Source organism: Pontibacillus halophilus JSM 076056 = DSM 19796 (genome assembly GCF_000425205.1).
Lineage (GTDB): Bacteria > Bacillota > Bacilli > Bacillales > BH030062 > Pontibacillus_A > Pontibacillus_A halophilus.
The window spans coordinates 334,644-348,492 of record NZ_AULI01000001.1 but is presented as its reverse complement, the minus strand read 5'-3'; the positions used below and the strand labels follow the sequence as shown (position 1 = coordinate 348,492).

Genomic DNA, 13,849 nt, shown 5'->3' with positions numbered 1-13,849 from the left:
TCTTAATCCAACACGTCAACGCTCATGTCGAGCGCGTTAACGGAATGGGTCAGTGCTCCAATCGAGATGTAATCAACGCCTGTAGCTGAATAGGCAGCTAAATCAACTAATTGTATGCCACCAGAAGCTTCTGTAATGATATGGGAAGGGATATGCTTCAGTCCTTCTATAATCATGTCTGGTGTTTGGTTATCAAACATAATGACGTCAACCTCGGCCTGAACAGCTTCTTGAACTTGCTCCATCGATTCAGTTTCAACTTCAATCTTAATCATGTGCCCGATGTGTTCTCGTACCCTTACCACCGCGTTTCGGATCGAACCAGCAAGTGCGATGTGATTATCCTTTATCATGACACCGTCATACAATCCGTTTCGATGGTTGTACCCTCCTCCAGCACGTACGGCGGCTCTTTCAATCATACGAAGCCCTGGTGTTGTTTTTCTGGTATCACAAATACGTGTGTGGTCATTATTTAGTAGCTGAACTGCTTGATTCGTTTTCGTTGCAATGCCGCTAGCGTGTTGAAGAAGGTTTAAGATGACGCGCTCACCTGCTAACAACGAGTGGAGAGAGCCGCGTGCGATGGCAATTGTGTCACCTGGTCTTACTCTGTCACCATCTTGAAGCATAAGCTCAACCTCGATACTTGGATCAAGCGTCTCATACCCGATACGCAATACGTCTGCACCAAAGAAAATACCGCTGTCTTTGACGATAAAGTGGACGGTTCCTTTATCGCCTCTATGAAACATCGCTTCACTTGTTCGATCTCCATCTCCTAAGTCTTCAAGAAAAAAGGATTGTAGCTGTTGACGCAACTGTATTGGGTTCATAACGTTGTAGGTCCTCCCGCTTAGAATTAAATGTCACCTCTAACTGCTTCCATCTTTGGATTTCTAGAGGAAAGTCCTTTCGAAAGTGTCCCCCTCTCGATTCTGTTCGGGTGAGAGCTGCTAAAGTGATAAGCCAATCCATAATGACTTCAAAACTCTTAGCAGTTTCTTGAATACTGTAAGAATCGTAGGTTGCTGTTAGTAGTCTTTCTGGTGAATGTTCTTTCAGCGTATTAAGCTGTTCAATCAGGGTCATTTTATCTCTTATAATTCCTACCTTTTCACTCATCTGATTGCGCATCTCATCTAGTGAAGGTAAGGGGATAGGAGGGAGCTGCTCCGGAATCGTCTTATTGCTGAACAAATGGAATGGGCTTACTGAAGGTTGCCCGTTGATCCATTCTGCTAGCCTTTTCCCATAGACGAGTGCCTCGAGAAGAGAGTTGCTTGCTAATCGGTTGGCACCATGCACTCCCGTACAAGCCACCTCCCCAATGGCATAAAGTCGACCAACATCAGTTCTTCCAGTTGTGTCTGTTCGGACACCCCCCATAGTGAAGTGGCAACCTGGTGCTACAGGAAGATACCCAGCCTGAACGTCCACTCCATATTTCCGACAGAGGGATGAAATGGTCGGGAATTTGAATTCGAAATCAACGATTCCTCGTACATCTAGATAAACGTTTCGTCCGTTACGCTGCTCTTTATGAAGAGTTTGAGATACGACGTGACGCGGCGCAAGGTCGCCTAATGGATGTACATGATGCATGACGGCTGTACCGTCTTCCAGAACAAGTACACCTCCTGCTCCTCTTACTGCCTCAGAGACGAGCCCCACACTCTTTCCACCAATCGTGAGGAGTGTAGGGTGGAATTGAATAAACTCTAAGTCTTTAATCGTGGCGCCTGCGCGATAGGCAAGGACCACACCATCGCCTGTGGCACCCTCTGAATTTGATGTTGTTCCATAAACACGTCCGAACCCACCAGATGCGAGGACAACATGGCTGGCATATAGGGTCAAGTTGAGCCCGTCATTACGTTTGGCTTTCACGCCATAGCACTCGTTAGTTTGCTCATTAATGAGCAAGTCATAGACAAAAACATTCTCCATGAATTCAATATGTGGGGGGAGTTGTTGAATAAGATGGCGGACAAGTTGTTGCCCAGTAGCATCTCCACCAGCGTGAACAATTCGGTGATAGGAATGCGCGCCTTCGTTGCCTAGGGAAAGTTGACCATGGTCATCTCGGTCGAAGTAGCATCCTTCCTCAATCAGCTCTTGAATAAGGTGAGGTGCTTGTTCGGTAAGTTGTTGTACAGCTTTAGGGTTATTGATATGGCGCCCTGCTTCTAGCGTATCGTTCGCGTGAGAACGCGGTGAATCACATTCACCAATCGCGGCGGCAATTCCACCTTGGGCATAAATGGAGTTGCCTTCTGCTGTTTTCTGTTTCGTTACCACTAAGATGCTTAAGCGTGAATCCAAATGCTTCGCAAGTTGTAAGGCAGCTAGGCCGCTTCCAACAATTATGACGTCTACAAGTTTCATTTACATGACAACTCCTAAGTTAACATGTGTCTTGACACTTATGTTTACACATTATTAAACTAATGACAAGAGTTTTATCGGTTTTCTATTAATGAGGGGGAACGAGATGATTTATTTGGATTATGCTTCAACATGCCCGTTAGATGAAGAGGCGCTTCAGGTCTATGGCGAAGTAAGTAGGCAGTATTTCGGTAATACGGAAAGTTTGCATGACCGAGGAACAGAAAGTGCTCAATTATTAGAAGTTTGTCGAGCTACCCTTGCCAGGCAGTTGTCTGTTCCCTCTTCTGACCTCTTCTTTACAAGTGGAGGAACAGAGAGTAATGCTCTTGGCATTCGGGCGCTCGCCTCTGCAACAAATCGAAAGAAGATTATTACGACCATGGCAGAGCATGAATCCGTTCATTGTGTAGTAGGACGCCTTCAAAGAGAAGGGATGGAAGTAGTTTACGTTCCAATGGATTTGGACGGACGCATCAATGTGAATCAGCTCTATGAATATCTTGATTTCGATGTCGCCATGGTGATCCTTCAACACGTGAATGGGGAGATTGGTTCTATTCAACCCATTCAGGAGGTCCGCCGCATGTGTGATGAGTATGGAGTGTTTCTACATGTCGACTGCGTTCAATCGCTTGGGAAGCAAGCACTTGGTCCTATCTTAGAGGGTGTTCATTCTGCCGCTTTTTCCGCTCATAAAGTGTATGGGCCTAAGGGGGTCGGTGCACTCCTGTTGCGTTCAAATGTAGCCTATGAGAAAAGGGGGAGTGGGCACGAATCTGGCGTTCGTGCCGGTACAGTAGACCTCCCAGGTATTGCGGCGTTCATCACGGCAGCAGAGCGGTTGAATGATCGAATCGGACAAAATGGTGAAAAGGATTGGAAGCTTCGTGAAGCACTACTTTCAGAGTTAAGCGATCAAGTTGTAGTATATGGGTCTTGTCATGTTCGTCATCAGCAGCATGCAATTATTGGGCTATCCATTCCGGGAATCGAAGGTCAATACGCCATGTTGGAATGCAACCGGCATGGGATTGCAATCTCAACAGGAAGTGCTTGTTCCATTGGGAAAGAAGGAAATGCTCGTATCATGCAAGCTATGGGAGTGGAAGACCATGTAGCTAGAACGTTTATCCGTGTATCATTTGGCCAAGAAACACAGCTTGAAGACGTGCGGTCATTTATGAATGTGGTTGAAAAGCTTCAGGCAGAACGGGCTTTCCTGTGATAAACTAATTGAAAGATGAAGATAGGGAGCGACAAGAAATGAGCCAATCAAAAGTGTTAGGAGAAGAGCGGCGCTCTCGGCTGTTGAGCAAGCTCAAGCAAGCTCAAGCACCAATCAAGGGAAGTGAGTTTGCCAAGCAATTCAATGTGAGTCGTCAAGTAATTGTAGGAGACGTGTCGTTGCTTAAGGCGAAGAACGAACCTATCGTAGCGACTTCGCAAGGTTACTTATATATACGCAATGAAATAGATCCAGTTATGTTTGAACGGAGTGTTGTCTGTTCCCACACTTCAGAGCAGACAGCTGAAGAATTGACGCTGCTGGTCGACCACGGTGTCCTTGTTAAAGATGTGTCGATTGAACATCCTTTATACGGAGATTTAACAGCATCGCTTCATTTACATAACCGTAAGGAAGTAGCTGCGTTCGTTGAGAAAGCGGCCGCATCTGGAGCGACTTATCTATTGGAACTTACAGAAGGTATTCACTTGCATACCATCGCTGCTCGGACAGAAGAAGATCTTGACCGTGCTATTCGTGCGTTGGATGAAGCGGGGTTTCTCGTACAATAAATGGAGGAGTAGTCATATTCATGGCTACTCCTTTTGTATTTAGATGCCTAAATAAATTATACCGGTATAATCCTGGATTAAATCGATGTGCAAAAAGATTTACTTACATTACAGGACGAATTATAATGAAATTTACTTAGGAGGCTAAATAAATGTCTTTCATAGAAGATTTAGAGAATCGAGTCGGTTATCACATCAATGTGGTGTCCCACATGTTGAGAAATAAATATAACGAAGAGTTGGCAAAATACGACGTAACGATGGCCCAAGCGAAAGTTCTGTATGTGCTGAGAAGCAACGGGGAACAAACGCAAAATGAATTGCAGGAAAAGCTTTACGTCAAAGCGTCTTCTGTAAATGGAATTGTTGAAACAATGCTCAAGAAAGGACTTATCGAGAAGCGAACGAGCGATATAGACCGTCGAACGAAAATTATCACACTCTCCCAAAAAGGGACTCAACTCGAAACGAAACTTCGACACGTCATTTACGACTTGGAGACGGAACTTGGAGAGGGTTTCTCAGAAGAAGAACTTAAGGTAATGATATCTTGGTTGAAGAGGATGCAAGGGAATATTTACGTGAAAAATTAAGCTAGGAAGTAGGTGGCAACATGAAAACGCAAAGTGAACGCTTGGGTTCAGAACCCATTCCTAAGTTGTTATGGAGGTTATCTGTGCCTGCTATGATAGGCATGATTGTAATGGCGCTCTACAATGTTGTAGATACAATCTTTATTGCACGAGGTGTAGGGATTATAGGGGTTGCTGGTGTTAGCATTAGCTTTCCTGTCATGATGATCATGATGGCGATATCTGGAGCGGTTGGGATTGGGGGAGCTTCTGTTATTTCAAGGAGGCTCGGCTCGAATCGTGCTGAAGACGCAAATGAAGTTCTTGGAAACATTCTGATTATGGTTATAGCTGTATCTGTCATTTCCTTTATAGGGGCGTTCACTTTCGTGGAACCACTCATCCGATTGTTCGGTGCCACAGATGAAATGCTGCCCTATGCAACGGATTACATTTTCCCGATTATGGTCGGTTCAATCTTCTTTACGTTCGCCTTTACATCCAATAATATCATCCGTTCAGAGGGAAATGCGCGGTTTGCTATGATTACGATGATTGTGCCAGCCATATTAAACATTATCCTAGACCCTATTTTTATATTTGGTCTTGATATGGGTGTGAGAGGGGCTTCATTGGCTACTGTGATCTCTCAAGCGTCCGTAACCATTCTTGTGATACGCTACTTTACTTCTGGAAAGAGCACGTTGCAAGTAGGACTTCAATACCTTCGCCCAAATTTCCGTTTAATGAGGGAGGTTATTGGAATTGGCTTGCCTGCCTTCGTTCGACAAGTTGGGGGAAGTGCCATGATGATTGCCATTAATGCTATGCTCATTCGCTTCGGGGGACAGTTTGAGGTTGGTGTGTTCGGGATTGTTCAGAAAGTGACAATGTTCACCATTATGCCAATGCTCGGAGTGCTTCAGGGGATGCAGCCCATTGTTGGCTACAATTATGGAGCTCAGCAATACGCTCGGCTTAGAGAGATTATTTGGCTAGGTTTGAGGGTGGCGACGGTTATGTCTACCATTGTCTTTATTGTTATGATGGTAATCCCTCACTATTTCATGATGATCTTCACTGGGGATGAAGCAACAATTGAAACAGGAGCAAACGCCCTTCGGATTATGTATATGGCGTTTATTGTGATTGGAGCGCAAATTATTAGTGGAGGGCTTTATCAGTCGCTCGGTTTAGCTAAGCCCGCTCTAATTCTTTCCATTTCAAGACAGGTTATGTTCCTTATCCCTCTTGTCCTCATTCTTCCGTATATCGGAGGACTTGGAGTCACGGGAGTCTGGCTTGCCTTCCCAATTGCAGACGGTTTAGCCTTTATTTTAACCGTTGTACTTCTTTACCGTGACCGTCACTTGTTCTTTAAGAAGGGGGAAGATGACGGCGTTTATCAGGAGGTACCTCAATCTTAACCACAGAAGAGCACTTGCTCTCCTGTGGTTTTTTTTATGGACGGATGTCCCGTTTTACTTGCTCTACATCTGTCTGACTGTATTTCTTAGTCCCTTTCCCGCCTCTCTCGGCCAATCGCTTCTTTACTTCGTTGTAAGACAGTGACTTTGGTGGTTTGGCTTCATTCCTCATCCTGTTCACCTCCTCGACTTAGGTTGGGTCTCAAGTAGAGCGTTATACGTGAAAATGTTCCAAACCTCGAGACAAGTTCATACAAATCGGGTATAGAATAAAGGTAGAAGAGGAGGAATTTGGTGTGAAGACCTATGAGGTAATCATCATTGGTGGTGGTTTATCTGGCGTAATGGCAGCAAGAACGCTTCTAGACAAAGGGGTCGAAGATGTATGTATTGTGGAGAAGAGTAAAGGGGTTGGGGGCCGTTTGGCAACGAGACGAATCAACGGTGGCAAAGCCGATCATGGTGCGCAATTCTTTACAGTTCGAACGCAATCGTTTCAAGAAGACGTCACACAGTGGCTTGATAAGGGGTGGGTGAAGCCGTGGTTCGGTGATTCACACTGGCGTTATACGAGTGTTGATGGTATGAATCAGTTGGTGAAGCGACTCGCTGAAGGATTGAATGTATTGCCGAATGCGAAAGTGACAAGGTTGATTGAAGGGGCGGGAGGATTTGATGTTGAACTTGAGGATGGGAGGCGGCTAAAGGCAGGCGGAATCATTCTGACGGCTCCTGCACCTCAAGCATCCGAGCTTCTTCGCTCTAGTTCCATTACCTACGACCGTCATACATTTCGTCAACTATCCCAAATTGACGTAGGACCTGCCTTTGTAGGACTGTTTGAACTGAATCGCGAAACTACGTTTTCAGAGGATGGGCACATAGATACCAATCTTCCGGACGGTGTGGAACGTATTGTTGACCATTCTTTAAAGGGGGTCTCTGAGAAACCGATTGTGAGCGTTTATATGAAGATGGAATGGTCCAACCATCACTTTGAAGAGAAGGATGAGGAGCTGCTTACCTATATAAAGTATAAGATAGAAGAGTATGTTCCGAGTGCCACAATTGTTAGTGAACAATTGAAGCGGTGGAAGTATGCGCAGTCACACAATGTTGTACGTCGCCCATGTGTGAACGTGCACGAGGCGCTTCCGCTCTATGTCGCGGGAGACTCTTTCTTACATGAAGATGACGATACGTTGCGTACTCGTGTTGAAAGTGCGTATCTTTCCGGAGTAGCAGCTGGGGAGGCGACTGCGAACTTTGTAGGGTAATGCCTATATACTTGATGTACAAAGAGCTGACATAAGGTCGATATCCTAAAGAGGGTGTCGGCTTTTTCTATTTGGTTCAATCCAGTTTAAGGTAATTTAAGAAATATACATCTTGGTCATTCCTACAACATGGTTTTTCGTGTATAATGCCAATGAAGATAATTCGACATGGAATGTCATTATTCCTTACATGAAATTGCATAGGTTGAGAATGACAATATATGGGTATTGGGTAGAAAACAAGGAGGTGGCCAATCGTGGCTGGATTTGAAGAAATGATTGGTGCGGTCAGTAATATTATTTGGTCTTACGTACTGATTGCCGTCCTAATTGGAATTGGACTCTTCTTCACCATTAAGACGAAGTTTGTTCAATTTTCCTATTTTGGCGAAATGATTCGAGTCTTATTTGAGAAAGACTCCATGAAAGCAAGTAAGAAAGGAACGGCTCCGTTCCAAGCATTCACGATGAGTGTAGCGTCGCGTGTTGGTACAGGGAACCTGGCTGGTGTAGCGTCAGCTGTAGCGTTAGGTGGACCTGGAGCTGTATTCTGGATGTGGATCATCGCACTGGTTGGTGCTGCGTCTGGTTTCATTGAAAGTACATTGGCACAGGTGTACAAAGAGCCTGGTAAGGACAGCTATCGTGGTGGTCCTGCCTATTACATGGAAAAAGGGCTGAAAAGTCGAAAGCTCGGTGTTACATTCGCAATTATTATTACGTTTACGTACGGGCTTGTCTTTAATGCGGTACAGTCCAATACGATTCGCGCGGCATTTGGAGAGTCGTTTGGTACAGACAAATTTGTGATGGCGATCATCCTAGCGGTTCTAACAGCCATCGTCATCTTTGGTGGAGTTCGACGCGTCGCTAGTGTAACGGGCATTTTGATCCCGGTTATGGCGATTCTTTATCTTGTGATGGCATTTTTCGCTTTAGCATTAAACATCACAGAACTTCCAAGCATCCTAGCTCTAATTGTAACGAACGCATTTGGTATTCAAGAAGTGCTTGGCGGTGGATTTGGTGCAGCCATTCTAATGGGTGTGAAACGTGGTCTATTCTCTAACGAAGCTGGTATGGGTAGTGCGCCAAACGCGGCTGCGACTGCTGAAGTCACGCACCCTGTAAAGCAAGGATTAATTCAATCCTTTGCTGTATTTACGGATACGATTCTAATTTGTACAGCAACAGCATTCATTATCTTAACTTCTGGTGAACCTGCTTCTTATATGAATACAGATTTAGATGGGATTCAAATTACACAGGCTGCATTCGGTACTGTCGTCGGAGAATGGGCGAACATGTTTATTGCAGTTGCCATTTTCTTATTCGCATTTAGCTCAGTAGTGGGTAACTACTACTATGGCGAAACGAACATTCAGTTTATTAAAGATACGAAGCTTGGATTAACGTTCTATCGTCTGGCAGTTGTAGCGATGGTGGTCTTCGGTGCTATGGTGAAGGTAAGCGTTGTATGGACGATGGCTGACCTAGCAATGGGCGTTATGGCACTGATCAACTTGTATGCAATTGCTAGACTTTATCCAGTAGCAGTAGCGGCATTGAATGATTATCGCAAGCAACGTAAAGCGGGTAAAAACCCTGTCTTCCATAAAGATAACATTGAAACCAATCATGATCTTGAATACTGGGATTCTAATCAACAAAGCCAAAATGTATAAGAAGAAAGCTCGCTCTATCAATAGAGCGAGCTTTCTTTGTATTCGAAAAAAGAGGAGGTTATAGAATTTACAGATGTACAAAGTTCTGTAAAGAAAACATGTTCAGCCCATATGTTAACCAGTTTCGTCTATTTAACTATTTGTTGTTTGTTGGGGGTGCTTCTTCCTTTCGTTCGCATCACCTCCTTAACGGGGGAATGTTTATATAAAAGAGGGGGTGTGGTCCCTCTTAATTGGAATGCTGCTTTATGCACGTTGATTTAATCGGAAAGGGTGTTCTTAGAATTGAATCTTTTCTTTTAAATCCTTTAATTTAATGGAGATGTCTGCTTCATTCATCATTTCAGAAAGCTTGTTTGTGTCCGCTTGGCGTTGAATGAGTTCGTCTTTTAGTGCATCTTTCTCTTCTTCATAAGAACCTATTTCAACTTCTTCTTGATCACGTTTGTCTGTGACTTTAATGATGTGATACCCATAGGTAGATTCGACTGGGTCACTTATCTCGTCAGTTTCAAGGTTGTAGGCTGCTTGTTCGAAAGCATAGGTCATCTCCCCAGTTCCGAAGAATCCAAGCTCACCACCTGCTTCTGATGTGGAGGTGTCGATAGAGTATTCAGAGGCAAGTTCAGTGAAGTCAGCCCCGTTTGATAACTCTTCTTTCACCTTCTTTGCTGTCTCCTCATCTTCTACTAGAATATGGCTCGCTTCTAGCTCGGTCTTCTTGTTCTCGTAATATTGCTTAAGCTCTTCATCAGTAATTTCAATGCCTTCTGTGGCTGCTTTTTCTTTCAACAGAGAAGCCTTTATGTCTTCCTTCAACGCTTCTTCGTCTTTATAGCCGTTCTGAGCGAGGACGGATTCCCATTGGTCTCCGTAACTTTCTTTAAGCTGGTCGACCTCAGCCGTTACTTCTTCATCCGTTACTTCGTACTGGCTTTTGAGCACTTTCTCATAGAGCATCTCCTTCAACACTTCAGCGCCATATGTGTTCTTTAGTTCTTCGTAGAATTCTTCTTCAGTAACTGTTCCATTCTTTGTCTCTGCAACTACCTCTCCGCTTGCACTTGTTGTGCAGGCGGATAAGGCGAGAATGCTCAAACCAAGGCTAAATCCTATCAATGTTCGCTTCATCATCTTCATCCTATCATTCTATTATTGTGGAACAGCTTGGGACTTTGTAGATTGCTCTTCTGCCAGTTCTAATGTAGTTGTTTGTTTTTCGCCATCTCGGTAGAACGTTAGATTTACAGAGTCTCCGATATTCTTTTCTTCATAGACGTATTTTCTTAAGTCAATTAAAGAAGTGACCTCTTCGTTGTCAATGGCGACAATGGTGTCGTACTTTTGTAACCCTGCTTGATTGGCGGGTGAATTTGGTTGTACCTCTGCGATTAGGACTCCGGCTGATATGTCTTGTGGTAAGTTAATCTCCTGCTTTAGTTGGTTCGCTGGGACTTCAGATACATTTACAGTACCAATCCCGATGTGTGGGCGTACCACTTTCCCTTCTGTTTCGAGGTCTTCGATAATTGGAAGGGCAGCTGCACTAGGAATGGCGAATCCAATTCCTTCTACTTGTGAAGAAGAGATCTTCATTGAATTAATGCCAATGACTTCTCCGTTGATATTAATAAGAGCCCCTCCGCTGTTCCCTGGGTTAATAGCGGCATCCGTCTGAATGACTTCTGATTGCCAGTCTTTTGCGCCGTCTTGATTGAGGTCAACAGGCACGGTACGTTCCAATCCACTGATGATTCCTTGTGTGACAGAGCCAGAGAATTCAAGGCCAAGGGGATTGCCGATGGCGATAGCTGGTTCTCCGACTTGTACGTTGTCTGAAGAAGCAAAGGAGGCTACTGTATCTACGTTGCTACCGTCAATCTTAAGAACAGCTAAGTCTGTTAATACATCGCTGCCAAGCAGCTCGGCCTCGACTCTTGTGTCATCGCTCAGAACAATCTCAACCGAAGCGGCATCTTCTACGACGTGATGATTGGTCACGATATAGGCGTGGCCGTCTTCTTTCTTGTAGATGACTCCTGAACCGGTGCCTGCATTTTGCTGACTGCTATCAGAGTTAAAGAGACCTTGCTGTTGCTGCTGAATGTTAACAACGCCGACAACAGCATCTTGAACCCCTTCTACTGCGGAGCTAATATCTGACTTCACAGATGTTTGCACCACATTGCCAACTTGGTTCGACGAATTGCTTGATTGTGAAGTAGCGTTGCTGTTTGGACTTGATAATAGATCGAATTTAAAGAGTGCGAGTGTTGCGCCAAGTAGCAATACGGTCACAATGAGTGCGCTTGTTGTAAAGCGGATAAGCCATTGAAAATAACTTTTTTGCTCACGATTTTTTTGTTGGTGGTTGTATGTGTGTGATTCATGACTGCTAGTTGAATCGTGATGGGTAAGCGATTCTTCCCGTTCGTGCTCTTGATGGCCATCTTTACGATGGAAGCTCATGTGTCAATCCTCCCTTTTGTTGTGTTCGTTGTGTAATTTTTATTGTAGGGAGAAGGTGCGGCATACGTTTGGCATAAATGTGTAAAAAGTGTGGAATACGATGGACGTCATTTAGAAGTGTTGTTCAGTCTATGGCACAATAGAAGAAGAAACGACAGTGAAGGATGATGATTGAAGATGCAACGAATAGCGGTAGTGGAAGATGACCAACACATACGAGATATTGTGAACGCCTACTTAGAGAAAGAAGGCTATGAAGTTACGTTAATGGAAACTGCAGAGGAAGGGTGGTCATTGTGGGAGTCTCATCCGCCAGATTTATGGATCTTGGATATTATGCTTCCTGGAATGAGTGGATACGAGCTCTGTAAGAGAATACGAGAGGAATCTGAAGTTCCTATCATTATCATTTCAGCGCGAGATGAAGAGGTAGACCGTGTGCTTGGACTTGAACTCGGAGGAGATGACTACATTACAAAGCCATTCAGTCCTCGGGAACTTGTCGCTCGTGTCAATCGACATGTGAAGCGATGGCAGGCCTACGAGAAAACAAAGCAATCTTCGGAGGGACAAGGTGTGTATGGCAACGGCTTACTCCGATTGGACCCAAATGAGCGTCGGGTATTTTGGCAAGAGGAAGAGGTTGAAGTGACATCGAAAGAATTTGAGCTGCTTTCCATTCTTATTGAACAGTTGAATCGTGCATACTCGCGTGAGGAGTTGTTGGACCGTGTCTGGGGGGAAGACTACTTCGGAAGCGATCGTGCTGTAGATGACCTTGTAAAGCGAATACGCAAGAAGATGCCGGATATCCCTATTGAAACGGTTTGGGGTTATGGGTACCGATTAAGAGAGCAAGGCGGAGAACGATGAAATTACTCTACCAGTTGAATGCGGCTTTTACCGCCTTATTAGTCATTATCATGTCGGCAACGGCCTTCTTTGTCTACACGCTTCTCTTTGATATCTTAGTCGAAGAAGAGCGTAAGGAATTAAACTTAAAAGGGCAACTACTTGTGAACATCATTAATGAAGAGAACTATTTCGCTCGTAATGAACAGTTTGCCCGACTTATACAGGACAACGAATTTCAGCTGATGTTCTATGACATCCAGAATGAACAAATTGTGCAACCCACAACGCTTGAGCGTGATGTCGCTCAACAAATTGCAGGAGATATACAATCGAATGTAGGATTAGGAGGGTTGTATGAGAGTGAGGAAGGTGACTTCGTCATATCTCCATTGACATACCAGACGAGGAGTCAAAAGTATGTGATGGTTCTCGCTACGCCAATTGAACAGCTTCGTTCTCTTCAGGCTCTCTTTGCTGGAAGGATGGCATTTGTCTTTCTTATCGGGATAGCAGTGGCAATTGCCTTTAGTTATCTACTGACGAAACGCTTTGTCACCCCGCTAACGAAGTTGAAGAAAGAGTTGAAGAAAATTGAAAAGCGTCAATTCACGGCTGTGGAGAAGATTGGAGCAAGTGGGGAAATCGGAGAAGTAGAGCAGACAGTCATGGATATGGCACAAGAATTGGAACGCTATATTCGAACTCAAAAGCAATTCTTCCAAAACGCTTCCCACGAACTGAAGACCCCTTTAATGTCCATTCAAGGGTATGCGGAAGGGATTCGGGATGGAATATTTACAGAAGACAGCGCAGACCGCGGGCTAACGGTTATCGTAAACGAAAGTGAGCGGCTGAAGAAGATTGTTAATGAAATTATTCTCCTCGCGAAACTCGACAGTGAGGAAGATTTGTATCACCCGACCATTATGACGAACGTAGAACTGCTTCAACGAACAGAGGAGCGTGTCGTACCAGTTGCAAATGAAAAGGGCATTTCTCTTCTTCTTCGTGTGGATGAGGAACTTTCGCTTTCTGTAGATGAGGAGAAACTTCTACAAGCTTTAATGAATGTTGTGACGAACGGCATTCGCCATGCTACGACGTACGTTGAGCTATCGACGTTTCGTAGAAAGGAATGGATTGTATTTCAAATTCAAGATGACGGAGATGGAATATCAGAAGACGTCATGCATCAATTGTTCCATCGATTTATGAAAGGGAAAGATGGAGAAACAGGTCTTGGGCTTGCTATTTCAAGAGCGATTGTTGAACGAAGCCAAGGGCGTATTGAAGCCTTTAATAATAAAGAGGGGGCTGTATTTCAGCTTTCTTTCCCAATCGTTAAAGAAGAGCGCAGTCGTACGGAATAACGTACG

The 13,849-nt window shown here is 44.5% G+C and carries 13 protein-coding genes; 8 read left to right on the top strand and 5 right to left on the bottom strand.

Going from position 1 to position 13,849, the window contains the following annotated elements:
• Nucleotides 1-2: 2 nt before the first annotated feature.
• On the bottom strand, nucleotides 3-836 hold the full coding sequence (gene nadC, locus H513_RS0101595; RefSeq protein WP_026799126.1) for a carboxylating nicotinate-nucleotide diphosphorylase: 834 nt from the start codon (nucleotides 834-836) through the stop codon (nucleotides 3-5).
• On the bottom strand, nucleotides 790-2,388 hold the full coding sequence (nadB, locus tag H513_RS0101590) for an L-aspartate oxidase (protein WP_026799125.1): 1,599 nt from the start codon (nucleotides 2,386-2,388) through the stop codon (nucleotides 790-792). The genes nadC and nadB overlap by 47 nt, the downstream gene beginning before the upstream one ends.
• 106 nt (nucleotides 2,389-2,494) lie before the next feature.
• On the opposite strand from nadB, the gene H513_RS0101585 reads away from it, so the two are divergent.
• The 4 genes from H513_RS0101585 (at nucleotide 2,495) to H513_RS0101570 (ending at nucleotide 6,187) form a co-directional block, all read left to right on the top strand.
• Nucleotides 2,495-3,616, top strand: a complete 1,122-nt coding sequence (locus tag H513_RS0101585; RefSeq protein WP_026799124.1) for an IscS subfamily cysteine desulfurase — start codon at nucleotides 2,495-2,497, stop codon at nucleotides 3,614-3,616.
• A gap of 38 nt (nucleotides 3,617-3,654) precedes the next feature.
• On the top strand, nucleotides 3,655-4,188 hold the full coding sequence (locus tag H513_RS0101580; RefSeq protein WP_026799123.1) for a transcription repressor NadR: 534 nt from the start codon (nucleotides 3,655-3,657) through the stop codon (nucleotides 4,186-4,188).
• Nucleotides 4,189-4,340: 152 nt separating this feature from the next.
• Complete coding sequence (locus tag H513_RS0101575; RefSeq protein ID WP_026799122.1) at nucleotides 4,341-4,781, top strand: MarR family winged helix-turn-helix transcriptional regulator; 441 nt, start codon at nucleotides 4,341-4,343, stop codon at nucleotides 4,779-4,781.
• 20 nt (nucleotides 4,782-4,801) lie between these two features.
• Nucleotides 4,802-6,187, top strand: coding sequence for an MATE family efflux transporter (locus H513_RS0101570; RefSeq protein ID WP_026799121.1), 1,386 nt, complete (start codon nucleotides 4,802-4,804; stop codon nucleotides 6,185-6,187).
• Between the two features lie 34 nt (nucleotides 6,188-6,221).
• Here the strand turns inward: H513_RS0101570 and H513_RS21410 are convergent, their stop codons facing one another.
• On the bottom strand, nucleotides 6,222-6,359 hold the full coding sequence (locus tag H513_RS21410; protein WP_154655156.1) for a hypothetical protein: 138 nt from the start codon (nucleotides 6,357-6,359) through the stop codon (nucleotides 6,222-6,224).
• Nucleotides 6,360-6,483: 124 nt separating this feature from the next.
• Here H513_RS21410 and H513_RS0101560 point away from each other — a divergent pair, with 124 nt between their 5' ends.
• A complete protein-coding gene (locus tag H513_RS0101560; protein ID WP_026799120.1) occupies nucleotides 6,484-7,464 on the top strand; it encodes an NAD(P)/FAD-dependent oxidoreductase in 981 nt (326 codons plus the stop codon).
• 257 nt (nucleotides 7,465-7,721) lie between these two features.
• Nucleotides 7,722-9,149 (top strand): alanine/glycine:cation symporter family protein, encoded by a 1,428-nt coding sequence (locus H513_RS0101555; RefSeq protein ID WP_231572048.1) that lies wholly within the window; start codon nucleotides 7,722-7,724, stop codon nucleotides 9,147-9,149.
• A gap of 279 nt (nucleotides 9,150-9,428) precedes the next feature.
• Here the strand turns inward: H513_RS0101555 and H513_RS0101550 are convergent, their stop codons facing one another.
• On the bottom strand, nucleotides 9,429-10,280 hold the full coding sequence (locus H513_RS0101550; protein ID WP_026799118.1) for a peptidylprolyl isomerase: 852 nt from the start codon (nucleotides 10,278-10,280) through the stop codon (nucleotides 9,429-9,431).
• Between the two features lie 21 nt (nucleotides 10,281-10,301).
• Entirely contained in the window at nucleotides 10,302-11,618 is a 1,317-nt protein-coding gene (locus H513_RS19420; protein ID WP_081658127.1) for a S1C family serine protease, read from the bottom strand.
• A 177-nt stretch (nucleotides 11,619-11,795) separates the two neighbouring features.
• Here H513_RS19420 and H513_RS0101540 point away from each other — a divergent pair, with 177 nt between their 5' ends.
• Entirely contained in the window at nucleotides 11,796-12,491 is a 696-nt protein-coding gene (locus H513_RS0101540; protein ID WP_026799117.1) for a response regulator transcription factor, read from the top strand.
• Entirely contained in the window at nucleotides 12,488-13,843 is a 1,356-nt protein-coding gene (locus H513_RS0101535; RefSeq protein ID WP_026799116.1) for a sensor histidine kinase, read from the top strand. Before H513_RS0101540 ends, H513_RS0101535 begins: the two co-directional genes overlap by 4 nt.
• Nucleotides 13,844-13,849: the final 6 nt, after the last annotated feature.

Bases quoted from the DNA above. Each gene is read 5' to 3' on its own strand.
- nadC (WP_026799126.1), bottom strand. From the start codon at position 836: ATGAACCCAATACAGTTGCGTCAACAGCTACAATCCTTTTTTCTTGAA.
- nadB (WP_026799125.1), bottom strand. From the start codon at position 2,388: ATGAAACTTGTAGACGTCATAATTGTTGGAAGCGGCCTAGCTGCCTTA.
- H513_RS0101585 (WP_026799124.1), top strand. From the start codon at position 2,495: ATGATTTATTTGGATTATGCTTCAACATGCCCGTTAGATGAAGAGGCG.
- H513_RS0101580 (WP_026799123.1), top strand. From the start codon at position 3,655: ATGAGCCAATCAAAAGTGTTAGGAGAAGAGCGGCGCTCTCGGCTGTTG.
- H513_RS0101575 (WP_026799122.1), top strand. From the start codon at position 4,341: ATGTCTTTCATAGAAGATTTAGAGAATCGAGTCGGTTATCACATCAAT.
- H513_RS0101570 (WP_026799121.1), top strand. From the start codon at position 4,802: ATGAAAACGCAAAGTGAACGCTTGGGTTCAGAACCCATTCCTAAGTTG.
- H513_RS21410 (WP_154655156.1), bottom strand. From the start codon at position 6,359: ATGAGGAATGAAGCCAAACCACCAAAGTCACTGTCTTACAACGAAGTA.
- H513_RS0101550 (WP_026799118.1), bottom strand. From the start codon at position 10,280: ATGAAGCGAACATTGATAGGATTTAGCCTTGGTTTGAGCATTCTCGCC.
- H513_RS19420 (WP_081658127.1), bottom strand. From the start codon at position 11,618: ATGAGCTTCCATCGTAAAGATGGCCATCAAGAGCACGAACGGGAAGAA.
- H513_RS0101540 (WP_026799117.1), top strand. From the start codon at position 11,796: ATGCAACGAATAGCGGTAGTGGAAGATGACCAACACATACGAGATATT.
- H513_RS0101535 (WP_026799116.1), top strand. From the start codon at position 12,488: ATGAAATTACTCTACCAGTTGAATGCGGCTTTTACCGCCTTATTAGTC.